Origin of the sequence: Paenibacillus oenotherae, from assembly GCF_019443105.1 — a bacterium.
In the GTDB taxonomy this organism is placed as follows: Bacteria; Bacillota; Bacilli; order Paenibacillales; family Paenibacillaceae; genus Paenibacillus_Z; species Paenibacillus_Z oenotherae.
This window is the reverse complement of the sequence record NZ_JAHZIJ010000010.1, coordinates 1-23,009: the sequence shown is the minus strand read 5'-3', so window position 1 is coordinate 23,009 and position 23,009 is coordinate 1. Positions and strand designations below refer to the sequence as shown.

The following is a 23,009-nucleotide window of genomic DNA, read 5'->3' as shown; positions in this document are numbered from 1 at the left end:
ACAGTGAAGGAGGGAACGCTGTGGGAGGTTCAACGCCATTCACGCCGATCCGGCGTGCGGCAGTCATTGGAGCTGGCGTAATGGGAGCGGGCATTGCCGCGCATTTGGCGAATGCGGGTATGCGGGTACTGCTGCTTGATGTGCCGCCGACTGCTCTCACGCCAGAGGAGGTGCGGGCAGGGCGTACGCTTGCGGACCCTGCTGTTCGCAATCGTCTGGCAGCCGGAGCGCTGGCAGCGCTGGAGAAGCGGCAGCCGCCGCCGCTGTACGACAAAGCTTATGCCAGCCGGATCACGGCTGGTAATCTGGAGGATGATCTGGCGAAGCTGGGCGATGTGGAGTGGGTCATCGAAGCTGTTGTGGAGCGTCTCGATGTCAAGCGTGATGTGCTGGGGAGAATTGAAGCGGCAAGAGGGCCAGCGACGATCGTCACGACCAATACATCCGGTCTGTCTGTTGCCGCGATGGCGGAGGGGCGGGGGGAATCATTTCGGAATTATTTTGCCGCGGCACACTTCTTCAATCCTCCCCGTCATATGAAGCTTGTGGAGCTTGTAGCCGCACCGGATACGGCTCCGGCTGTGCTGGACCGGCTTGCGGCTGTTGGTGAGCGGCAGCTCGGCAAAGGTATCGTTATTGCGAAGGATACGCCTAATTTCATCGCCAACCGGATCGGTACGTACGGAATGCTTGTCACGATTCATGCGATGCGGCGCTACGGCCTTACGGTAGATGAGGTCGATGCTCTGACAGGGCCTGCGATGGGTCGGCCCGGTACGGCAACGTTCCGCATGCTGGATCTGGTTGGTCTGGATACGCTTCTGCATGTAGTGGACAACGTTCGCGAGCGCAGCGATGACGAGCTCGAACGCGCAGCCTTCGCAAGACCCGCCGAGCTTGAGGCGCTGGCAGCGCAGGGATGGCTTGGCGAGAAGACCGGACAGGGCTTCTACCGCAAGCAGAAGCGCGAAGGGAAGGCAAGCGTAATCGAGACGCTCGATCTTGCGACGATGAGCTATGGGCCCAAGCGGACGATACAATCGCCTATTATTGAAGCAGCCAAAGCCGCGAAGGGCGCGGGGGCCAAGCTAAGAGCGCTGCTCTATACCGATGTGAACGATAGATATGCGCAGTTTGCCTGGGTATCGTTAAAAGAAACGCTGCTCTACGCAGCGAGGCAGCTTGGAACAATCGCCGATACGATTGTGGATATCGACCATGCGCTGGTATGGGGATTCAACTGGGAGCTTGGCCCCTTCGAGCTGTGGGACGCTATTGGCCTGGAACGCTCGGTGCAGCGGATGAAGGCGGAGGGGGATGAGATTCCTCCATGGGTGGAAGCATGGCTTGCTGCGGGCCACGGATCATTCTATGGCACAGGAAGCGGGGGCGCGCGGCAGTATGCTTACCGAGGACAGTTCCGGGAGATAGAGGTGCGGCCTGAAGTCATCTCGCTGGCTGAATGCAAGGCGGCAGGCCGTGTTGTGATCGGCAATGCGGGAGCGAGTCTCGTCGATATCGGCGATGATGTGGCATGCCTGGCCTTTCATTCGCCCCATAATGCGATTGGCGGCGACATCTTGTCGATGATCCGCCAAAGCGCGGAGGAGGTCAGCCGGAACTGGCGCGGACTGGTCATTGCGAATGAAGGACGGCATTTCTGCGTTGGAGCCAATGTGATGATGCTGCTCATGGAGGCCCAGAACGGCGACTATGACGAAATCGACGAGATTATCAGACGGTTTCAGGATTGCATGCTGAGCCTGAAAAGGCTGGCTCGTCCCGTCGTGGCGGCACCTCACAGAATGACGCTCGGGGGCGGGGTTGAAGCCTGCCTTCCGGCGGATGCGGTTATATTCGCCGCCGAGACCTACTATGGTCTGGTGGAGACAGGGGTAGGACTGATTCCGGCAGGCGGGGGCTGCAAGGAGGCAGCAGCAATGGCAGCCTGGCGAGCTGGCGCAGAGGGCGAGCTTCAGCCTCACTTGAACCTGCTGTTCGAGACGATTGCGATGGCCAAGACATCTGCGAGCGGCTATGATGTGCAGCGCATCGGGCTTGCGCGTCCTCAGGACCGGGCCGTTATTCAGGGCGAGACACGGATCTATGAGGCAAGAAGAGCCGTGCTGGAGCTTGACCGCGCGGGCTATATGCCGCCGCATGAGGATACCCGTATTCGTGTAGCCGGGCGGGAGGGCAGAGCAATACTGCAGCTTGCGGTTGAGGCGATGCGGCTCGGGTCCAGCATCAGCGCCCATGATGCGCTTATCGGGCGCAAGCTTGCCCATGTGCTTGCGGGTGGTGATGCTCCGCCGGGAGCTCTCGTGAGCGAGCAGTATTTGCTTGACCTGGAGCGCGAGGCATTCCTGAGCCTTTGCGGCGAACCGCTGACGCAAGCGCGTATGAGCCATATGCTTGCGACAGGCAAGCCGCTGCGAAATTGACCTTGCCGCCTTACTGAATATGAGGAGGGAATCGCCTATGACGACAATAAGCAGTGCGAATGATGCCGTTATCGTATCTGCGGTGCGGACGGCCGTAGGGAAAGCGAGGAAGGGGAGTCTTGCCGGGACGCGCGCCGAGGATCTGGGACGCGCAGTGCTGCGTGCGGCTGTAGAGCGTGTTCCGGGCTTGCTGCCGGGTGACATCGAGGATGTGATCATCGGCTGCGCGATGCCGGAGGGCGAGCAAGGGCTTAATTTTGCCCGGATCATGGCCTTGTATGCAGGGTTTCCGGTCACAACCCCCGCCGTAACGGTTAATCGCTTCTGCGCATCCGGACTGCAGGCGATTGCTTATGCGGCTGAGCGAATCCGGCTCGGCGAGGCCGAGGTGATATTGGCCGGAGGCGTCGAAAGCATGAGCCATGTTCCGATGACAGGGTTCAAGCTGTCCCCGCACCCGCGCATAGCAGATATTATGCCGGAGATTTATATGGGAATGGGCCATACGGCGGAGGAGGTGGCTCGCCGTTATGGCATCAGCCGCCGGGCGCAGGATTGCTTCGCGGCGGAGAGCCACCGCAAAGCCGCGGAAGCGATAGCGGAAGGGCGGTTCCGTGAGGAAATCGTCCCGCTGCAAGTGCTGAGCGAGGGTGTGGACCAGCAGGGCAGGCCGGTTGCCCGATCCTTCGTCTTCGATACCGACGAGGGAGTACGGGGCGATACGACGCCGGATATTTTAGCGGCGCTCAAGCCCTCCTTTGCCCGTGAGGGTACGGTTACAGCAGGCAACGCATCGCAAATGAGCGACGGCGCGGCAGCTGTCATCGTGATGAGCCGTGCCCGTGCGGAGAAGCTGGGGATTCAGCCGCTGGCGGCATTTCGCGGTTATAGTGTGGCGGGCGTAGCACCGGAGGTTATGGGCATCGGGCCTATTGAAGCGATTCCGAAGGTGCTTCAGCGCGCAGGAATGAAGCTTGACGAGATCGATCTGTTCGAGATCAATGAAGCCTTTGCCGCACAATGCATACCGATTATCGAGAAGCTGGGGATTGAGCCCGCCGCAGTCAATGTTAATGGAGGGGCAATCGCGCTGGGACACCCGCTGGGCTGTACCGGAGCCAAGCTGACGGTGTCGCTGATCCATGAGCTTGGGCGCCGGGGAGGAGGCAACGGAATTGTGTCGATGTGCGTGGGCGGGGGAATGGGAGCTGCAGGCGTGCTGGAGGTATCGGCTGCGCGATAACGCAAGCGACAGAGAGGAGCGGACATCATGACGGGGACGAACCGATGGGGCGGACGTTTTGTTGTTGAGGAGATGAATCCCGAGGCCATCGTTACGCCGGAGGATTTCACGGAGGAGCAGCGCATGATCGCGGGGGCGGCGGAGGCCTTTATCGCCGGTGAGATTCTGCCCCGCGATGCCGAGCTCGAAGCGCTCGATTACACCCTTACAACAGAGCTCATGCGCAAGGCGGGAGAGCTTGGATTGCTTGGGGGCGATGTGCCGGAGGCTTATGGAGGGATCGGTCTTGACAAGGTAAGCACGATACTGCTGACGGAGACATTGGCGACAGCTTCGTCATTCGCCTTGTCTGTAGGCGCGCATGTCGGCATCGGTACGCTGCCGATTGTATTCTTCGGTACGGCCGATCAGAAGCAGCGTTACCTGCCAGACCTTGCATCCGGTCAGCGGATTGCCGCTTATTGTCTGACTGAGCCTGCATCCGGGTCGGATGCGCTGGGAGCGAGGACAACGGCCCGCTTGTCGCCGGACGGCCAGCATTATGTGCTCAGCGGCTCCAAGCTTTATATTACGAACGCGGGCTTCGCCGATCTGTTTATCGTCTATGCCAAGGTTGACGGCGATTATTTTACCGCTTTTATCGTGGAGCGGGACATACCGGGGTTCAGTATCGGCCCTGAGGAGCATAAGATGGGCATCAAAGGCTCATCCACCTGTCCGCTCTTCTTCGATGATGTTCATGTTCCTGTGCAGAATGTTCTGGGCGAAGTGGGCAAGGGGCATCTGATCGCGTTCAATATTCTCAATATCGGACGGATCAAGCTGGCGGCAGGCTGTGTCGGAACGGGCAAAGAAACGATTGCCCTTGCATCGAAGTATGCGAACACCCGCAAGCAGTTCGGCCGGGCAATTGCTTCATTCCCGCTCATTGGAGCGAAGCTGGCGAGCATGAATATACTGACTTATGTAACGGAGAGCATGGTATACCGTACAGCGGGCTGGATTGATGAGATGCTGGGGACTCTCAATGAGGACGCAGCTGCGGATTCCGGCGCTGCAACCGCGAAAGCAATCAGTGAATATGCGCTGGAATGCTCTATCAATAAGGTGTTCGCGACCGAGGCGCTGAATTTTATCGTGGACGAGGGTGTGCAAATTCATGGCGGCTATGGCTATATCAAGGACTACAAAATTGAGCGGATTTTCCGGGATGCCCGCATTAACCGGATTTTTGAAGGAACGAATGAAATAAACCGGATGCTTATTCCAACCACGCTGATGAAGAAGGCGCTCAAGGGAGAGGTCCCGCTGCTGCGCAAGGCGCGGCAGCTGCAGGCCGAGCTGCTCCAGCCGATGCCTCTGCCGCCATTCGACCAGCCGCTGAGCAAAGAAACCTATCGCATCGCGCAGGCGAAGAAGACCTTCCTTGCCATAGGCGGTCTCGCCGTTCAGAAGTACGGACTCGCTCTTGAGCAGCAGCAGGAGATGCTCTGTCTGCTTGCCGATATGATGATCGCGATCTTCGCCATGGAAAGCGCTAATCTCCGTACCCGCAAAATGCTGCTCCGCCCCGAGGGCGGCTCCGTCCAGGCACAGCATGCCGCCGAGATGACGATCGTATTCGTGCAGGAAGCGATGGGGCAGATCGAGCATGACGCGAGAGCGGCGCTCGCAGCTTTGGAGGAAGGGGATGCGCTGCAAACGCAGCTGTCTGTTCTGAAGAAGCTGATGCGCGCTCCGCTTGTCGATACCATTGCCTTGAGAAGAAGCATTGCCTCGCGTGTTATTCGCAACGAACAGTATGTATGAAGCTGCGTCACGCAGATAGGGGAGAGGGATATGGAGCAACCGCAAGGGAGGGCGTGGCACGGGCAATACCCGCACGAGGTCTCGCCAATGGCAGATGTTCCGGACATGGGGGTTGCTGATCTGCTGCTGCAAGCTGCCGCAGCTTATCCGGAGCATGACGCACTTCTATTCTACGGCAAAAAGACATCATACCGCAGCCTGCTGGCCTCCGCGCAGCGGATGGCAGCAGGGCTTCAACTGATGGGAATCGCCAAGGGGGACCGGGTGGCCATTATGCTGCCGAACTGTCCGCAGACGGTCATTGCGTATTTTGGCGCCCTGCTTGCCGGAGCCGTCGTTGTGATGACAAATCCGCTGTATGTGGAGCGTGAGCTGGAGCATCAGCTGTGCGATTGCGGCGCACGCGCTATCGTAACATTGGATCTGCTCTATCCCCGCATTGCGAGGGTGAGGGGGGAGGTGCCGGAGCAGGGGCCGATTCCGCAGCTGTGTCATGTTATCGTGACCTCGATCAAGGATGCCCTCCCCTTTCCATTAAATATGCTCTATCCCATCAAGCAGCGGAGGGAGGGCCATCATCCCGTTGTTCCTTACGGGCAATACGGCGTGTCCTCGTATCGCAAGCTTCTCGGCAGTGCCCCGCCGCTGCCTGCGGAGACCACTGTCAATCCGGCGGAAGATATCGCCATTCTGCAGTACACGGGTGGAACAACGGGATTGCCCAAGGGGGTCATGCTCACCCACCGCAATTTAATTGCCAATACGGTGCAGACAGCGCTATGGTGCTACAGGATGAAGGACGGCTGCGAGAAATTTCTGGCTGCTCTGCCGCTCTTCCACGTGTTTGGGCTGACGGTGCTGCTGAATCAATCGGTTATGCGCGCAGGCACGCTTATTTTGCTGCCGCGATTCGAGGCGGAAGCTGTGCTGCAGGCGATACGGAAGCTGAAGCCAACTGTTTTTCCCGGGGCCCCCACCATGTATATTGCACTCATGAATCACAGAGATGTGAATAAATATGATTTATCATCGATTGAAGTGTGTGTCAGCGGTGCTGCTCCGCTGCCGCTTGATGTGCAGGAGAGATTCGAGGCAGTGACGAGGGGACGGCTTGTCGAAGGCTATGGACTGACGGAAGCTTCTCCGGTCACGCACGCCAACCCGATATGGGCGGCTCGCAGAATCGGCACGATCGGCCTCCCGCTTCCCGGGACCGACGCTCGCATTGTTGATCCGGTGACAGGAGAAACGCTGCCGGCGGGCATGATGGGGGAGCTTGCGATTTCGGGACCGCAGGTCATGCGGGGATATTGGAACCGGCCTCAGGAAACAGCAAGCGTATTAAGAGACGGGTGGCTGCACACCGGGGATTTGGCGATTATGGATGAGGACGGCTTCTTCACCATTGTAGACCGGATGAAGGATGTCATTATTGCAGGCGGCTTCAACGTGTATCCGCGAGAGGTGGAGGAGGTGCTTTATGAGCATCCGGGTGTTCAGCATGCAGCAGTCATAGGCGTGAAGGATCTCTACCGGGGGGAGACGGTTAAAGCGTTTATCGTGCTGCGGGGCGGTTCGAAGGTATCCCATATGCAGCTTGATCGCTGGTGCCGCGACCGGCTGGCTGCTTTTAAGGTCCCTCATTACTATGTCTTCCGCGATGAGCTTCCGATGTCGATGATCGGCAAGGTGCTGCGCCGCAAGCTTCAGGAAGAGGAGCTCTCTGAAGACATCCGGAGCGGGAAGGAGGATAAGACATGAAGGAGCAATGGTTCAAGGAGCAGGCTGATCAGTCGGGGAGCTTGATGCGGCTGGGGGAGGATGCGAAGACAACGTTCTGGGGATATATCGGCTGTGAGGTCGTAAGGGCTGAGAAGGGCAAAGCCGTTATCTGCCTGGAGGTGCGCCCCCATCATTTGAACCTGTTCGGCCTTGTTCACGGCGGCGTCATCGCCACTTTGATCGATAATGCAATGGGATTGGTTGTCGTTCAATCTTGCCCGGATGAGAAGACAGTAACGGCGCAGATGAATATTAACTATTTGAAAAGCGAGAGTGCCGGTATTATCACCTGTGAAGCCGAGCTGATTCACCGCGCGAACCGGACTTTGACACTGCAGGGAAGCGTGTTTGGAGATGAGGGGGATTTGCTGGCTTGGGGCAGCGGTTCATTTCGACGTATTAAGTGAATATGACATTGTTACAATTCTGTATCAGATGGCCTATAACATTGAAAGCGTTCTCTATTTCCCCTATACTTAGGCCATATTGGAAAATCTAACGGGTGAGGGAGGGGCTGCATGTGGTTAGTCCATGGGTAACGATCTGTGTCATTGCATTTGGCATTCTTGTTGCGATAGTCGGGGTTATGGCTTACTTGCGGATGTATAAGAACAGCGCTTGGTCTACTTCCCGCCCGCAGATGCAGGAACCCGCACCGACAGTCTCCGAACATTCCGAAGAGCGGCCCGCTAATGGCGCCCAATTGACAGATACCGACAACGAATGATCTTTTAGGAAAATATAGATTGTGTTCGCTTTTATCTTAGCTTCAGAAATGTTATAATTGACTGACAAATGAAACAAATGAGAAAATTCTATATGGCTTCAATGATGGATGCAGTCGCCTTGTTCAGTTCTATTGCTTGCTTTGCTTGAAGGGTAGTAGCGGACGGCATACAACTCGTTCGCGTTCTCGTACATGAATGTCTAGGACCACCAACCGATGATAGGGAGGGGATTTCATGGCTAAACGCGGCCATAATGAAGTCAAGGAAAGCCTAACGGAACTAACGAGAATTTTTCAACCCAAGGACCCACGCAAGTTCGTCAAGGATTATATCCGTAAATACCGGATCATGGGCGGATATGAAGACGAACTTACAACGCTGGTCGAATATGAGCTGGGGAAACTTAGGTCTTCGGTTAGCTGAATAGGTTAAATATCTGCCTTGCCCGTTCGTATGGGGACAAGGCTTTTTTGTTGTTATTATGTGCTTGCTTGCTGTGGCGATCACTTCATCTCCTGTGCTTTACGATAGAAACTATAAATATCCTCAATGGTTATCGGCTTTAATATTTCATTGAATTCATTAATGCCAATGTCACCTCTGGCCTGCCCCGTTGCTTTATCGAGCATGGCTTGCCTGATCCCGTTCAGTTGATCCCTCATCAGCTTCAGATAATTGATCTCGCTTTCATCGAGACGGCTATCCTCATCGAAGGGAGGAATAACCACTTTGGTTGCGGGGCCGTCTGCATGAATGCCATGTATCATATTGTTCAGCATCTCAAAATAGGTGCTGTAATAAATCGAATCGTTCAAGAAGGAGTAGCCCTGATAAAGGGTAAGGTCGGTTTTAATCAGCTTGTTCTCCAATTCATTGAGACGGGAGGCAAGACCGCTGTTTCCACCCTCAAGTAATTTGTCTATCGTGAGGACGAGGGAATCGACCTTATTATAGAAGCTGGAAGAAAAGGTTTGGAAATTTCTTGTGTTAGCAGCTCGCTCCTGATAGAACAACCAGCAATAGACGAGCAGAATTACAAATGCAAATGTGATAAGGACCCGCATGATTTTGGACCAGGACATTCTTTTCTCCACCTCCCAATGTATGCTTGCAATCGCATGCCCGCAATAATTATCACGAAGCAGCAGTAATATGCTTTTCTTTAGACCATATCTAATTATTCCCAATATAGTTAACGGAGCGAAAGTTTATTAAGTTGCATGTGGGGGGACAGAGCTGGCTATTATTTTGTGGAGGGCATGTGGGATGGAAATTATCATATTCCAGTTTTTATTGTAATATATAGGAAATCAAATTTATTGGAATGGAGTCGGGAATATGCTTGGACCTTATATGATCGACCTCTAGGTACGCTGCTTCCTGCCTGCTTGCAGGCAAATATAAAGGGTGTGCCAGGGATATGAAATGTTTGATAAGAAAAAGAGGCTCTATCCACGATTGAAGAAGCTTTACAGCTATCGTAATCACCGTCGCACCAAGCACTGCTATGGGCATGAAAGCAAGTTTATTCGAAACATCACGCAAAGAACGTTCCGACGCAGAATGAAAGACAGAATGCTTCAAGAAGAGTATTATACGATTGTTCCGCATGATTATAAGACCTACGGCTGGCTGTCATGGTAGAGATGGAGATAGCGATGTAGATGTAGATGTAGATGTAGATGTAGATGTAGATGGAGATGTAGATGTAGATGGAGATGGAGATGGAGATTGAGATGGAGAGGGTATGGTTCGAGGAGAGGGCCACTCTCCTCTGACTGTTGAAATGCCTCTTGCCGAGGGCAGCGATTCTCTAAACGGCGAACATGCCTGCGAAAGAGCAGGCTTTCTTCCGTTCGAGGCTGCCCAAGTTGAAAAGCCTGCCAAAGCGCAGGTATTTCACCGAATTTATCTCAAAAGACTGATTTCCACTCATAATTCCTGCACAATCGCATGTGTTTGTCCACTAGGGGCCTATTTCGACTAAAATGCCTGCGCTTACGCAGGAATATTACTTTACTATTTCATACAAACATTCAGATGCACACATACGCACACATGCACACATACACATACACATACACATACATACACATACACATACACTCACTCACTCACTCATACCTGCTGCACTTTCTCTTCCACTCTTTCTGCTGACACAATGTCAATCGCAATATTACTGTGGAGCGCTCCGGCACGTTATTCGTTGTATTCCACTGGCTGATCAAGAATCAAGATTAGAATGACAGAATCGCTCTGGGAAACCTCGATATATGTTACAATGATAGAGTTGGCCGTAATAGAGAGGCCTATCAAATAACAGTAAGAGGAGCTAAGTCATGTCAGACAAATTAAACCAGCTCAGAGTGCAGATAGATGCTATTAACGATGAGCTATTAACTATATTGAACAAACGCGCGGAGATTGTGATCGAGATCGGCAAGGCCAAACAGGAGATAGGGATGCAGGTGTTTGATCCCGAGAGAGAAGAGCTTATTCTCCGCAGCCTGTGCAGCAGGAATAACGGATTGCTCACGGATGGAATGATCAGAACGATTTTTCAGCAGATTTTTGACGAGTACTCGAATTTGCAGCGGGAGCTTATTAGCAAGGGATAATGGGATAGGTAAGGGTCAGGGAGCTGAAGCAGAAGCTTTCTGGCTCTTTTTTTATTTTTTTACAAAACCAAAATTGGATGTATAATGGGTCTGATGTGATAGGTTCGTGAAGGAGGCGCTTACATGTACAAGCTGCTGCTTGTTGATGACGAAGCCGATGTAAGGGAAGGGCTTCTGCACGAAATCGATTGGAATCGTTACGGCTTCGACATTGTGGACACGGCTGAGAACGGCAGGGAAGCGATGGAACTGATCGAGCGGCATGAGCCGGATGTCGTACTGACAGATATTAGCATGCCGTTCATGGACGGGCTTGCGCTGTCGGATTGGATTCGCAGCACCTATCCTGCGACGAGAATTGTACTGATCTCAGGCTACGAGGAGTTCGAATATGCCCAAAGAGCGATCAAGCTCGATGTGGATGAATATGTATTGAAGCCGTTCGACGGGAGCCAGATTGTGCAGGTGCTGCACAAGGTCAAGGAACGGATCGACGCGGAGGCAGCCCGCCGTGAAGATATGGAGCTGCTCAGGGAGCATTACCGGACAAGCCTTCCGGTCATGCGCGAGACTTTCCTTGCCTCCCTGCTGTCGCGGAAGCTCCCGATCTGGCAGATCGAAGAGAAAGCACGCAGCTACGGTCTGCAGCTTACGGGACGATGCTACATTGTATCGGCGATTACTCTTCAGCAAAATGCGGCAGGGGCAGCAGGTGGGAACGGAAACGGAAGTGGAAGCGGGGGCGAGAGCGGGAACGGGGGCCCGCAGCAGAGCGAAGGCTCGCTGCGCTCCTCCGGCGATATTGACCTGAAGCTGTTCGCTGTGTTGAATATTGCGGAGGAGCTGTGGGTGAAGCAGGCCATGGGCAAGGCCTTCATCTATCAGAATCATGTTATTCTGCTTACGATTAGTGAACGGGATGATTTGGAAGCGGTTCTTCAGGAGACGCTAAGTGTATTGCAGGAGACAGTGCATCATATTGAGCGGTGGCTCAAGCTGACTGTTACTATTGGCGTAGGCGCCCCGGTGACTGAGCTTGCCGAGCTTAAGAACGGTTATAACGATGCGCTGCATGCGCTTGATTACCGTATTGTTCAGGGAGGCAACCGGATTATTTTCATCGGCGATGTCGAGCGGCGTTTTGTGAACAAGCTGCGATTCGATGAGCTGAAGGAGCAGGCGCTCGTCAGATGCATGAAGGTGGGGACGGAGGAGGAGATGCGGGAAGCGGTCAACGCGCTGTTCGATGAAATCGGGCAAGTCCATGCCTCCTACAAGGATTATCAGGTATTCATGCTGGAGCTGCTCACTGCTGTATTGCGGGCGGCAAAGGATGCCGATGCGGATCTGGATGATATTATGGGCGGCGGCAATATGATCTTCACTGATCTTATGAAGCTGGACAGCCTGCAGGCGGCCAGAGAATGGTTCGCCTCGCTGTGCATCAAGCTGGTGCAGCATATTACGTGCAGCAGGCAGCATTCATACAAGCAGCTTGTCCAGCAAGCGATCGATTATACGAAGGCGAATTATACGGACAGTGATATTTCGGTCAACAAAGTGTGCGGTCATCTGCATATAAGCGCGGGCTACTTCAGCAGTGTGTTCAAGAAGGAAGTGAAGCTGACCTTCGTCAGCTATTTGATGAATATTCGGATGGAAGCCGCTCAGCGGCTGCTGCGGACAACGGAGCTCAAAGCATTCGAGATTGCGGAGCAGGTCGGGTTCGGGGATCCTAATTATTTTAGCTTTTGCTTCAAGAAGCAGGTTGGCATATCTCCCAAAGAGTACAGAAATCGGTCCAAAGAGGATTAGACGCCATGAGAAAAAGCATTCAGTTCATTATTACTGCTTCATTCAGCTTGTTCTCCGTTATTGTGATCAGCCTGCTAGGCCTGCTTCTCTATGATAAATTCTCGACGACCGAGGAGCAGAGCGCGATTGTCAGCACGCAGCAGATTGTGGAGCAGGTCAGCTATAATCTGGAGGATTATGTGCGCGGCATGACCGAGGTGTTCAAGGTGATTGATGGAACGATCAAGAATAGCGAGGCTATTGATCAAGATACGTTCCTAAGTGAACTGGACACCATTATGCGGACTCGGGAGGACATTATCTCGCTCTCCCTGTTCACGGACAGTGGCGAGCTGCTTACGAACCACCCGATGCAGGAAATCCGCTCCACCATTAAGCTCACCGAGCAGAATTGGTTCAAATCTGCTGTGGAGACGCCTAATCACCTCAGTTTTTCTCTCCCTCATATCCAGAATATATACCGCGGCTCCTACAGATGGGTCGTTTCCATGAGTAAAGGCATTACCCTTATGCACAATGGCGTGCAGACGAATGCGGTGCTGCTGGTCGATGTCAACTTCAAGAAGATCGATGAATTATGCCAGCGGGTCAGCCTTGGGAAGAAGGGCTATGTGTATATTATCGACGATTCGGCAGGCAATATTGTTTATCATCCCCAGCAGCAGCTTATTTATATCGGTTTGAAATACGAGAATGTGGAGCCTGCCCTGAAGTATGCGTACGGCAACTATATCGATGATTCAACAGGCGAGGACAGGCTTATTACAATCAAGACGGTAAACAACATCGGATGGAAGGTCGTCGGTGTTTCTTATATGGATGAGGTTATGACTTCCAAACAGGAGGTCAATGACTATATGCTCAGGGTGCTGCTTATTGTGCTCCTGCTCGTCGTGGTGATCTCGGCCATTATGTCTGCGCGTATTTCACGTCCGATCAAACAGTTGGAGAAGGCGATGAAGACGGTGGAGCGGGGGGATTTCAACACGGGCGTGGAGGTGCGCGGCGCACTTGAGGTGGAGCGGCTGTCGCAGCGCTACAATCTGATGATGGCCAAGATCAAGGCGCTGATGAATCAGATTGTGCTGGAGCAGGAAGCGAAGCGCAAGTATGAGCTTGAGGCGCTGCAGGCGCAAATCAATCCGCATTTTCTGTATAACACGCTCAATTCGGTCGTGCGGATGGTGGGCATGAGCAAGAATGAGGACATTATCAAGACGATTACCTCCTTGTCGAAGCTGTTCCGCATCAGCCTGAATAAAGGGCAGACGATCGTGACGGTTGCTGAGGAGCTGGAGCATGCGCGGCATTATTTGACGATCCAGCAGATTCGTTTCAAAAATAAATTCAATTTCACGATTGAGGCTGACGAGGAAGTGCTGGCCTGTACTACGATTAAGCTGATTCTCCAGCCCATTATCGAGAATGCGATCATTCACGGCATCGAGCGGATGGTGGATGAGGGCTGTATTGAAGTGCGCGCGGAAGCTGTGAATAATCGGGTGCGGTTCACGATTCGTGACAATGGACTTGGCATGTCACCGCAGAAGCTCGCAGAGATTATTGCCGGAACATTCCGCCGCGGCAGCGGAATTGCCGGAGCAGTCGAAGCCTCCGGAGCAGTCGGGGCTGCCGGAGTTGCCGGGGTTGCCGAAGGCGCGGGGACTGCGGGCATAAGCGCGGATGGCAAGGGCGCGGGGACTGCGGGAATAAGCGCGGATGGCAAGGATAGCGGTGGGATGGACCGGACAAACAGTACTGAGCGCGGGAACGCTGCGCCCGGACGGGATAGTGTCAGCTATTCAGGCTCTGGCGTTGGCGTTCATAATGTGCAGGAGCGGATACGGATTTATTTTGGCGAGGAGTATGGGTTGACGTATGAGAGTGAGCAGGAGGAAGGGACGACCGTTACGATCGAGATCCCTCGAATGCCCGCCGCTGCACAAGGGGCGAATGCGCTTAACTTGCCTCAAGCCGGAGAGGGAGAGGGGGAGGTTCGATGAGATACGCGGGCAAGCTGGGATACGGTTTTGCCGGGGTGGCGGCAATTGCGGCGATTATTATTGTGCTGCTGCTGATCTTCCCTTCGGCGATGAATTACTTTCGGTCGAATTCGCCTCAAGGGGAGGACCAGAGCCGCGATGTCACGCTCATGCTGCGCCAGAAGGATAGTGATTTCTGGAATACGGTACAGAAGGGCGCGGAGACTGCGGCCAAGGAATTTGGTGTCCAGCTGCAGATTATTGCGCCGGACAATGATGATGATGTGGAGGGGCAGCTGGCGATGGTTCGCAGCGCATTGAAGCAGGGAACAGATGCGCTGATCGTAGCTGCGCTCGATGATACGGGGATGTCCAAAGTAATCGACGAAGCCCGTATTCCGGTAATTGCGATCGACACGGAATTAACGTCCGATAACGTCCTCTCGTTCATTGGGAGCAATAATTATGATGCCGGACAGAAGGCCGGCAAGAAGATGATCGAGCTGCTGGACGGCAGGGGAGAAGTTGCCATTCTGAGCATTATGCAGGATGACCGCAATACGGAGCAGCGGGTGCATGGACTGCTGGACGCGTTCAAGCATGCGCCGGGCATTGAGGTGCTGGATAACCGCTACTGCATGTCGAGTCCGGAATATTGCCAGGAGGTAACGGGTGTGCTGATGGACAAGGGCGAGGTTGACGGTATTGTGGCGCTTAACGGGGGGGCATCGATCGGCGCAGCGCGCGAGGTAGAGCGGCGGGGAATGAGCCAGGTTGTTAAGATGGTGGCGTTCGACAGCGCACTGGAGCAGCTGGAGCTGCTGCAGGACGGTAAGCTGCATGGGACAATTGTGCAGAATCCGTTCAGTATGGGGTATCTCGGCGTCAAGCATGCGGCGGAAGCGATGGATGGCCAAGAGATTCCGGAGCGGGTGGATATTCCTACGAAGGTGATAGATATAGAGAATATGTTCTGGATGGATAATCAGAAGCTGTTGTTTCCTTTTGTGAAGTGATGAGAATTTTAATAGAAGTGGTGAGAATTTTGAATTCGAATCCTACGTATAATGGGACATAATTACTTTAGCGGACATCACGAGTGTGAATGCGAGCGAGTAGAGTAATTGAAACATTAAGGGAGGGTTTTAATTGAAAAAGTTTACGGCGATTCTTCTGACAGGCATTATGCTTACAGCAGTGGCTGCGGGTTGTTCCAACAAAGACAACGGGGGCAATAACGGAGGATCGGATGGAGATTTACCAACTATCGGTGTGGCGATTTACAAGTTCGACGATACGTTCATGACTGGAGTACGGAACGCCATTACTGATGCAGCATCAGGCAAAGCAAAAGCCGACATCGTAGACAGCCAGAATTCACAACCGACACAGAACGATAAGGTGGATCTGTTTATTAATAAGAAGGTTAAGGCGCTGGCGATCAATCCGGTTGACCGGACAGCAGCGGGCGTTATTATCGACAAGGCGAAGGCAGCAGATATTCCGGTGGTATTCTTGAACCGCCAACCGCTTGCAGATGATATGGATAAATGGGATAAAGTGTACTATGTTGGCGCGAAAGCGGAGGAATCGGGAACGTTATCTGGCCAACTACTCGTTGATAACTGGAACGCGAACAAATCGATGGATAAGAACGGCGACGGCATTCTTCAATATGTCATGCTCAAAGGCGAGCCAGGCCATCAGGATGCCGAGCTCCGCACCAAGTTCTCTGTAAAGGCGATAGAGGATGCGGGCATTAAGGTTGAGAAGCTGGCGGAAGACACTGCAATGTGGGACCGTGTTAAAGGCCAGGAGAAGATGGCTGCATTCCTCGCTGCGCATGGCGACAAAATCGAAGCGGTGCTTGCCAACAACGATGATATGGCGCTGGGCGCAGTTGAGGCGCTGAAGAGCGCAGGCTACTTCAAGGACAATAAGGTGATGCCGGTAGTTGGCGTTGACGCGACGGCTCCTGCACTTCAAGCGCTGGAAGAGGGTACACTGCTCGGCACTGTGCTGAACGATGCGAAGAACCAAGGGAAAGCGACGCTCGAAATCGCCAATGTGCTGGCCAGAGGCGAGACGCCGACGAAGGACAACACAGGCTATGACATCACAGACGGCAAGTATGTATGGATTCAGTATAAGAAAATTACGAAGGACAATATGAACGACGCGAAATAAGGATCACTATTCCAAACGGAAAGCAAGGGAGCAATAGCTTGCATTGCCCCTTGCTTTTTGCTGTATATACGGGGGGCGAAAGCGATGGCGAACCATCCGTTCATCCTTGAGATGAATCACATTTCCAAAGCATTTCCAGGTGTGCAGGCGCTCGACAATGTCACTTTGAAGGTGCGGCCGGGTACTGTTCACGCCTTAATGGGCGAGAACGGTGCGGGCAAATCGACGCTGATGAAATGCTTGTTTGGCATCTATAAGCCTGATGGAGGAGAGATCGTACTGGACGGCGAGACGGTCAGCATTGCCAGCTCCGAGGATGCGCTGGCGCATGGCGTCTCGATGATTCATCAGGAGCTTCATCCGATCCCTTTTCGCAATGTGATGGATAATGTGTGGTTAGGTCGGTACCCGCTTAAAGGGATAGGGCCGATTAAGTTTGTGGATGAGAAGAGAATGCTCGCGGACACGAAAGCGCTGCTCGCAGAGCTCGATATGACGATAGATCCGCATGTTAAGGTAGGGACGCTCTCGGTCTCTAATGTTCAATCGATAGAAATTGCCAAAGCTGTCTCGTACCGTGCGCGCGTCATCGTTATGGATGAGCCAACTTCTTCCCTTACGGGCAATGAAGTGGAGCAGCTGTTCAAGATCATTAACAAGCTGCGGGCGCGCGGCGTGTCGATCATTTATATCTCGCACAAGATGGAAGAGATATTGCGGATATCCGATGATGTGACGATTATGCGCGATGGCAAGCTGATCGGCACATGGCCTGCTGAAGAGATGACCACAGACATCATTATTACACGGATGGTAGGACGTGACCTGACGCAGCGCTTCCCGGAGAGAAGCAATGTGCCGGGCGAGGTGAAGCTTCGCGTGGAGAAGCTGACCTCACCGCAACAGCATTCGTTCAAGGAGGTATCCTTCGAGCTTCGCAAGGGGGAGATTCTTGGGGTCGGAGGACTTGTGGGCGCACAGCGGACAGAATTGATCGAAGCGTTGTTCGGGCTTAGGGCGATTGCGTCCGGCGCCATTGAGCTGGACGGGAAGAAGGTCAGCATCAAGTCACCGGTTGCTGCGAAGAAGCATGGCATTGCGCTGCTGACGGAGGAACGGCGGGTGACAGGTATCTTCCCGGTACTATCGGTGCTTGAGAATACTTCTATCGCCAGCTTGAGCCAGTACCAGAATGGGATTGGGCTGCTGAACGAGCGAAGGGCGCGGATTGATGCGGAGCATAATGTTGAACGGTTTCGGGTGAAAACACCGTCTGTCAAGACGTTGATCGGCAACCTGTCGGGCGGCAATCAGCAGAAGGTGCTGCTGGCAAGATGGCTGCTGACCGATCCGGATATTCTGATGCTGGATGAGCCGACCCGGGGCATAGATGTAGGCGCCAAATATGAGATTTATACGATCATCGCAGAGCTGGCGAAGCAGGGCAAAAGCATCATTATGATTTCGTCGGAAATGCCGGAGCTGCTTGGGATGTCGGACCGGATTATGGTGATGTGCGAGGGACGGTTATCGGGGGTTGTAGATGGCCGGACTGCAACGGAAGAAGACATCATGCGGTTAGCCGCACAGCGCGAGCGCTGAACGAAGGAGGAACACGGATATGAATGCCTCAAACACAAATGCTATTAAAAATTTCTTGACTCAAAATGCCATCTACGTTGTTCTTGTCGTGCTGATTATCGGCATTGCGTTATCGGATCCGAGCTTTCTGGCGATAACGACGCTGCGTGATATATTGCTGCAATCATCGACACGCGCTATTATTGCGCTTGGTGCGGCTTTCATCCTGATTACAGGCGGCGTTGACCTGTCTGCCGGACGGGTCGTCGGATTGACGGCCGTCATATCTGCTTCAATGCTGCAATTATCGGAATATCCGCAGAAATTTTTCCCTGATCTCCCGCAGCTGCCGATCATCGTGCCGATCGCGCTGGCGATATTGGCAGGCTTGATTGTAGGTCTGATTAACGGCGTGATTGTGGCGAAATTAAGTGTGCCGCCGTTCATCGCGACATTGGGAACGATGGTTATCGTCTATGGCGTCAACTCGATCTACTTCGATACAGAGCCGAACCAATCGCAGCCCATCGGGGGCTTGCGGAAGGACTTCACCGAGCTTGGAAGCGGCTACTTCGGGCTGGACGGCAAGTATTCGATCCCGTATATTGTCGTTATTGCAATTGCTGTTGCAGCGCTTGTCTGGGTCATCTTCAACAAAACCCAGCTCGGCAAGAACATGTATGCCATCGGCGGCAACATTCAGGCTGCGAAGGTATCCGGCATTCGTGTCGGACGCAACCTGATCTATATTTACTCCATCGCCGGCGCTCTCTACGGTCTGGCGGGCGTACTGGAAGCGGCGCGCACCGGCGGAGCAACGAACAACTACGGCAACATGTATGAGCTGGACGCGATTGCAGCTTGCGTCGTCGGCGGTGTGTCAACCGCAGGCGGGATCGGAACGGTGCCGGGTGTAATGGCCGGTGTTATGATCTTCGGCGTAATCAACTACGGATTAACCTATATCGGCGTCAATCCTTACTGGCAGCTGATTATTAAAGGGCTGATCATCGTCGCCGCCGTTGCCTTCGATATCCGCAAATATTTGGCGAAGAAATAAGGCTGCTGCTGCGGCCTCGGGATTTGGACTTCTTTGAGCGGTTGAAGCTGCTTGGGGATGTTCAATGATACTGGAGTGGCAGTTTGGTTGAGGGAAGGTCGGGGTTATCCGGCTTTCTCTCTTTTTGCTGTTTCTTATGCTGCTTGAGTACGGGTTAGGGTGGCATAGGCGGGGCGGTTCGAGCGGATATGTGATTTGAGAGGAGAAGCCGTTTGTTCGAGCTGGAGTGTGCGTTTGATCGTTGAAGCCCATTTCGAGCTCGAACGCTTCAGCGTCTTTTGAGGGCTGTTGCCTCTTATGATGAATCCTGCGAAACTGAGGCTGGAGACCCCCTGCCGGGGGGAACAATCCCGTAATCGCAGATCATTCCTGCGAAAGCGCAGGAATTTGCTCGTTCCGACCTGCTTGAAGGTCGAATGCCTGCCAAAGCGCAGGAATTTCGCCGGATTTCCCCTCTGTCAGCTAATTCCGCCCCCTATTCCTGCATTCGAAGTCGATTTCATAATACAGAACCCCTTATACTAACAGGGTTTCAGGACAACAAAAAAAGGAGTACCTCCCCATATTCTCGAAGTTTAGGTTACCCACCAATACGCGAGAAAGAAGGAACTCCCTTGTATCATATTCAACAGCAAAGCTTATTTTCCTTCGATGAGTTAATGAAAATGTCGGCAGAATCGAAGTATTCGGTTGTTTTAGAAGAGTTACCTATGAGTCGAATCCTTCTCGCCATCAATAAACGGAGTCCACTTGGACGACCGGAACGTTTGAATGTTCGTGCCATGATTTACGCCTTGTTCATTGGCAAAATGGAGCACATTCGCTTCACCAAAGATTTGATATACCGTCTGCGAAAGGATGTGGAATTCCGAGCCTGTTGCCGCTTTACCGATTCCGAGCCGATTCCGAGTGAAGCGTCCTTTTCCCGCCTCATCACCAAGCTTGAACGTACAAATATTCTGGCAGAGATTCAGGATTTCATCGTCGATCAGGCGATTACGGAAGGTTTTCTATCCGGAGAAACGCTGGCGTTGGATTCCTCACACATCGAAGCTTTCGAGCGTAATCCGAACCTCGACAAACCCAAGGCAGAGAAAGCAGAATCATCAACCGTTGAATGGGAAGCGTCCGCTTTGCTCATCGAAGAATCATGCCGATCACTGGAGAACATCAAACCCCTAAAGCCCAAACGCGCCAAGCGCGGTCGTGTGCCCAAAGCGGAACAGGAGGCGTGGCGCCAGCAGATGGAGGCGTATGAGGCTTCACTGAGCTTGTTTGAGCGAGAGATTGCGAATATGCTGCCAGCCAGCTACGACGAACTTATAGCCGATCTGCCTCAGTGGGCCAGCGTTGGGGCTAAGGGAGATCACCGAGGAAAGCGGCACACGAAATTCTGGTACGGTTATAAGGTCAATCTGCTCGTCGACACGGCAAGTCAGTACATTGTGACAAGCGTGAACTGCTCGGGTCATGTGAGTGACCAGCGACCAGCAATTGTGCTACTGAAACGGTTAAAAGAGCGGTTTCCGTCTCTGCAAGTGAAGCATATCTTGGCGGACAAAGGCTATGATGGCGAGCCGGTGTACAAGCAGATTCGAGACGTAGGCGCATTCGGGCTCATCCCACTCATTCACCGCTGCGAGTTGCCAGCAGGAATGGATAAGCATTTTCGTCCACAGTGTCAGCAAGGGCACTCCTACCGTTACGACAGTTACGATGCGAAACGCGACACGATAAAATGGACGTTGCCTAAGGAGTGCGCGAGTTGTCCATTTCAAGGGCAAGGTTGTCAGAAGGTGGTTAAAAAGAAAATGGCAGAGAATGTACGGAAATACACGGCCCCCGGTCGGGGTAGCGCCAAGTTCGCCGAGCTCTTTAAGCAACGGACTGCAGTGGAGCGTGTCTTTGCCTATTTGAAACTTTACTTTGAAATGGGCTCCTCACGAAAGAGAAAGAAGCGTGCTTTGGTCGACCTCGATTTAAGTTGTCTGGTGTACAACGTCTGCAAACTCGGATTAGATCGTTTAAACCAAAATATCCGTGCTGCAAAAAAGCAAGCTGTGTAAATTTTTAAAATTAGCAAATCACCTGTTAGCGAAGCTCTGCTTCTAAACAAACATCATTATGAAATCGACTTTTCGCGCAGGTATTTTGCTATCTACGGCATTTTTAACTGAAATTCCTGCACTTGTGCAGGCTTCCTTGACTTCCTTCCCTATCTGCTTCCTAATCTAGCGAGTTTGAAGTGCTCGATGGTTCGCATGGCCTACCGGGTTTATAGGATTTTAGTTGGAATGAGGGCAATCGGGTTACTTCATTAAAGAAGAACATCACATCCACAACTCCGAGGACTTCCCAGGCAGAATTAACATTGATATTGTATATGAGAATACTGCAGAAGATTTTCATTCCGAATCACTTAAACCCGATATCCGTTAGAAAATTTAGAAAGAAGGAACAAAATATGGATTATTCCGGACTAAGCAAAGAAGTATCCTATGCACTAAGACATGCGCCGTGGGAATATGAGCTGGAACTGGACCCGGAAGGCTGGGTGGAGATCGATCAGCTTCTGCACGCTTTGTGCATGGACAACCAGTGGGGAGCTGTGGGTGAATCTGATTTAGCGGCGATGATTGAGGCTTCAGACAAGAAGCGGCATCAAATCGAGGGTGGTAAAATTAGAGCCTTATACGGTCATTCCGTGCCGGACAAAATTAGCAAGATTCCCGAGTGCCCTCCTGCTACGATTTATCATGGCACCGCCAGAGCGCTGCTGGAGGAAATTGTGAAGACGGGATTGCAGCCTATGGGCAGGCAATATGTACACCTCTCCGCTGACAAAGAAACGGCGATGACGGTCGGCAAGCGCAAGGATTCGAAGCCCGTATTGCTGGGTGTTTATGCTGAAAAAGCCTGGAAGAAAGGAATGAAATTTTATAGGGGCAACAATACGATCTGGTTGGCTGACTATGTCTCCCCACAGTACATTTTTGTAATCAATCCAGTATAAATGCCTAAGAACCTTGAACGGCCCTTGTGCCATTCGAGGTTCTATTTGTGAGAAATGGAAGCCTGTGGTCATTTTGCACGGGCTGCATAATGAATCTGAATGTAATGAGAGAATTATGAGATTTTTTTAATGCATCAGTGAGTAGCAATTAATTGACAGTGTAAATATGGAATGACATAATATTCATGCAATCACTTTGACGTTTGTGCAAACGTTTTACTCCTAGTAAAAGGGAATTTTTAGTAAAATATGTATAAACGACTTTTCGGAGGTGATAGTCAGAAAAAAGCCGGTAAAAGTCTTTTTTTTCGAACAATTTTTGAAAGCGGATACATTTCGTTTCGCGAATTGTTTAAAGATAGCAATTGACTTTTACAGCAGGATTCATGAGCGTTCATTCATTAAGCAAAGGAGAAATTAGTATGAAGAAACAAGCAACAAGAGCATGGAGTATTGTTCTGTTTGCCGCTATGCTGCTGCAAGCTTTGAGTTTGTCAGCGGTAGTGCCGCAAAGCACGGTACAAGCAGCAGGAGAGGAATATGGTCTCCCGGCAAATACGAAGGATGGGGTCATCTTCCATGCATGGAACTGGTCCTTTGATAATATTACGAGCAACCTTCCAGCTATCGCAGCTGCAGGGTACAAATCGATTCAAACTTCTCCGATTCAAGCGAGCAAGGAAGCTTTGACGGAAGGAAGCAAATGGTGGGTTCTGTATCAGCCAACCAACTTCCAAATTGGTAATA

Annotated in this window: 17 protein-coding genes and 1 pseudogene; 17 read left to right on the top strand and 1 reads right to left on the bottom strand. The window is 52.5% G+C overall.

Annotated features, from left to right (window positions below; all coding sequences use genetic code 11):
• Window positions 1-20: 20 nt before the first annotated feature.
• The 7 genes from K0T92_RS14715 to K0T92_RS14685 all read left to right on the top strand — a co-directional run bounded on the left by K0T92_RS14715 (window position 21) and on the right by K0T92_RS14685 (window position 8,429).
• Window positions 21-2,444, top strand: coding sequence for a 3-hydroxyacyl-CoA dehydrogenase/enoyl-CoA hydratase family protein (locus tag K0T92_RS14715; RefSeq protein WP_343223711.1), 2,424 nt, complete (start codon window positions 21-23; stop codon window positions 2,442-2,444).
• A gap of 37 nt (window positions 2,445-2,481) precedes the next feature.
• Complete coding sequence (locus K0T92_RS14710) at window positions 2,482-3,687, top strand: acetyl-CoA C-acyltransferase (protein WP_219873242.1); 1,206 nt, start codon at window positions 2,482-2,484, stop codon at window positions 3,685-3,687.
• Window positions 3,688-3,714: 27 nt separating this feature from the next.
• The gene (locus K0T92_RS14705; protein WP_219873241.1) at window positions 3,715-5,496 is read left to right on the top strand and encodes an acyl-CoA dehydrogenase family protein; all 1,782 of its coding nucleotides are present in this window, start codon (window positions 3,715-3,717) and stop codon (window positions 5,494-5,496) included.
• A gap of 30 nt (window positions 5,497-5,526) precedes the next feature.
• Window positions 5,527-7,257 carry a long-chain-fatty-acid--CoA ligase gene (locus K0T92_RS14700; protein ID WP_219873240.1) on the top strand — a complete coding sequence of 577 codons (1,731 nt, stop codon included), beginning with the start codon at window positions 5,527-5,529 and terminating at the stop codon, window positions 7,255-7,257.
• Entirely contained in the window at window positions 7,254-7,685 is a 432-nt protein-coding gene (locus K0T92_RS14695) for a PaaI family thioesterase (RefSeq protein WP_219873239.1), read from the top strand. Before K0T92_RS14700 ends, K0T92_RS14695 begins: the two co-directional genes overlap by 4 nt.
• Window positions 7,686-7,798: 113 nt before the next feature.
• Window positions 7,799-8,005: a hypothetical protein gene (locus tag K0T92_RS14690; RefSeq protein WP_219873238.1), complete on the top strand. Its 207-nt coding sequence runs from the start codon at window positions 7,799-7,801 to the stop codon at window positions 8,003-8,005.
• A gap of 235 nt (window positions 8,006-8,240) precedes the next feature.
• Complete coding sequence (locus K0T92_RS14685) at window positions 8,241-8,429, top strand: hypothetical protein (protein WP_219873237.1); 189 nt, start codon at window positions 8,241-8,243, stop codon at window positions 8,427-8,429.
• Window positions 8,430-8,509: 80 nt separating this feature from the next.
• Here K0T92_RS14685 and K0T92_RS14680 read toward each other — a convergent pair whose 3' ends face one another.
• Window positions 8,510-9,088, bottom strand: a complete 579-nt coding sequence (locus tag K0T92_RS14680; RefSeq protein WP_219873236.1) for a hypothetical protein — start codon at window positions 9,086-9,088, stop codon at window positions 8,510-8,512.
• 1,257 nt (window positions 9,089-10,345) lie between these two features.
• On the opposite strand from K0T92_RS14680, the gene K0T92_RS14675 reads away from it, so the two are divergent.
• The 10 genes and pseudogenes from K0T92_RS14675 to K0T92_RS14630 form a co-directional block, all read left to right on the top strand.
• Window positions 10,346-10,624, top strand: coding sequence for a chorismate mutase (locus K0T92_RS14675; protein WP_219873235.1), 279 nt, complete (start codon window positions 10,346-10,348; stop codon window positions 10,622-10,624).
• Between the two features lie 123 nt (window positions 10,625-10,747).
• Complete coding sequence (locus tag K0T92_RS14670; RefSeq protein WP_219873234.1) at window positions 10,748-12,439, top strand: response regulator; 1,692 nt, start codon at window positions 10,748-10,750, stop codon at window positions 12,437-12,439.
• Between the two features lie 5 nt (window positions 12,440-12,444).
• Entirely contained in the window at window positions 12,445-14,442 is a 1,998-nt protein-coding gene (locus tag K0T92_RS14665; RefSeq protein WP_219873233.1) for a cache domain-containing sensor histidine kinase, read from the top strand.
• The gene (locus K0T92_RS14660; RefSeq protein ID WP_219873232.1) at window positions 14,439-15,437 is read left to right on the top strand and encodes a substrate-binding domain-containing protein; all 999 of its coding nucleotides are present in this window, start codon (window positions 14,439-14,441) and stop codon (window positions 15,435-15,437) included. The genes K0T92_RS14665 and K0T92_RS14660 overlap by 4 nt, the downstream gene beginning before the upstream one ends.
• 133 nt (window positions 15,438-15,570) lie before the next feature.
• Window positions 15,571-16,608 (top strand): galactose ABC transporter substrate-binding protein, encoded by a 1,038-nt coding sequence (locus K0T92_RS14655; protein WP_246628172.1) that lies wholly within the window; start codon window positions 15,571-15,573, stop codon window positions 16,606-16,608.
• A gap of 84 nt (window positions 16,609-16,692) precedes the next feature.
• Entirely contained in the window at window positions 16,693-18,210 is a 1,518-nt protein-coding gene (locus K0T92_RS14650; protein WP_219873231.1) for a sugar ABC transporter ATP-binding protein, read from the top strand.
• Window positions 18,211-18,229: 19 nt separating this feature from the next.
• The gene (gene mglC, locus K0T92_RS14645; RefSeq protein ID WP_219873230.1) at window positions 18,230-19,249 is read left to right on the top strand and encodes a galactose/methyl galactoside ABC transporter permease MglC; all 1,020 of its coding nucleotides are present in this window, start codon (window positions 18,230-18,232) and stop codon (window positions 19,247-19,249) included.
• A 614-nt stretch (window positions 19,250-19,863) separates the two neighbouring features.
• The gene (locus K0T92_RS14640; RefSeq protein WP_219873229.1) at window positions 19,864-21,315 is read left to right on the top strand and encodes a transposase; all 1,452 of its coding nucleotides are present in this window, start codon (window positions 19,864-19,866) and stop codon (window positions 21,313-21,315) included.
• 398 nt (window positions 21,316-21,713) lie between these two features.
• Complete coding sequence (locus K0T92_RS14635) at window positions 21,714-22,262, top strand: RNA 2'-phosphotransferase (RefSeq protein ID WP_219873228.1); 549 nt, start codon at window positions 21,714-21,716, stop codon at window positions 22,260-22,262.
• A gap of 422 nt (window positions 22,263-22,684) precedes the next feature.
• Window positions 22,685-23,009: pseudogene (locus K0T92_RS14630) on the top strand (starch-binding protein); the annotation flags it as partial.

Excerpts from the sequence above, each read along its gene's own strand:
- K0T92_RS14685 (WP_219873237.1), top strand. The coding sequence starts at position 8,241 with ATGGCTAAACGCGGCCATAATGAAGTCAAGGAAAGCCTAACGGAACTA.
- K0T92_RS14670 (WP_219873234.1), top strand. The coding sequence starts at position 10,748 with ATGTACAAGCTGCTGCTTGTTGATGACGAAGCCGATGTAAGGGAAGGG.
- mglC (WP_219873230.1), top strand. The coding sequence starts at position 18,230 with ATGAATGCCTCAAACACAAATGCTATTAAAAATTTCTTGACTCAAAAT.
- K0T92_RS14675 (WP_219873235.1), top strand. The coding sequence starts at position 10,346 with ATGTCAGACAAATTAAACCAGCTCAGAGTGCAGATAGATGCTATTAAC.
- K0T92_RS14680 (WP_219873236.1), bottom strand. The coding sequence starts at position 9,088 with ATGTCCTGGTCCAAAATCATGCGGGTCCTTATCACATTTGCATTTGTA.
- K0T92_RS14665 (WP_219873233.1), top strand. The coding sequence starts at position 12,445 with ATGAGAAAAAGCATTCAGTTCATTATTACTGCTTCATTCAGCTTGTTC.
- K0T92_RS14660 (WP_219873232.1), top strand. The coding sequence starts at position 14,439 with ATGAGATACGCGGGCAAGCTGGGATACGGTTTTGCCGGGGTGGCGGCA.
- K0T92_RS14650 (WP_219873231.1), top strand. The coding sequence starts at position 16,693 with ATGGCGAACCATCCGTTCATCCTTGAGATGAATCACATTTCCAAAGCA.
- K0T92_RS14705 (WP_219873241.1), top strand. The coding sequence starts at position 3,715 with ATGACGGGGACGAACCGATGGGGCGGACGTTTTGTTGTTGAGGAGATG.
- K0T92_RS14700 (WP_219873240.1), top strand. The coding sequence starts at position 5,527 with ATGGAGCAACCGCAAGGGAGGGCGTGGCACGGGCAATACCCGCACGAG.
- K0T92_RS14695 (WP_219873239.1), top strand. The coding sequence starts at position 7,254 with ATGAAGGAGCAATGGTTCAAGGAGCAGGCTGATCAGTCGGGGAGCTTG.
- K0T92_RS14710 (WP_219873242.1), top strand. The coding sequence starts at position 2,482 with ATGACGACAATAAGCAGTGCGAATGATGCCGTTATCGTATCTGCGGTG.
- K0T92_RS14635 (WP_219873228.1), top strand. The coding sequence starts at position 21,714 with ATGGATTATTCCGGACTAAGCAAAGAAGTATCCTATGCACTAAGACAT.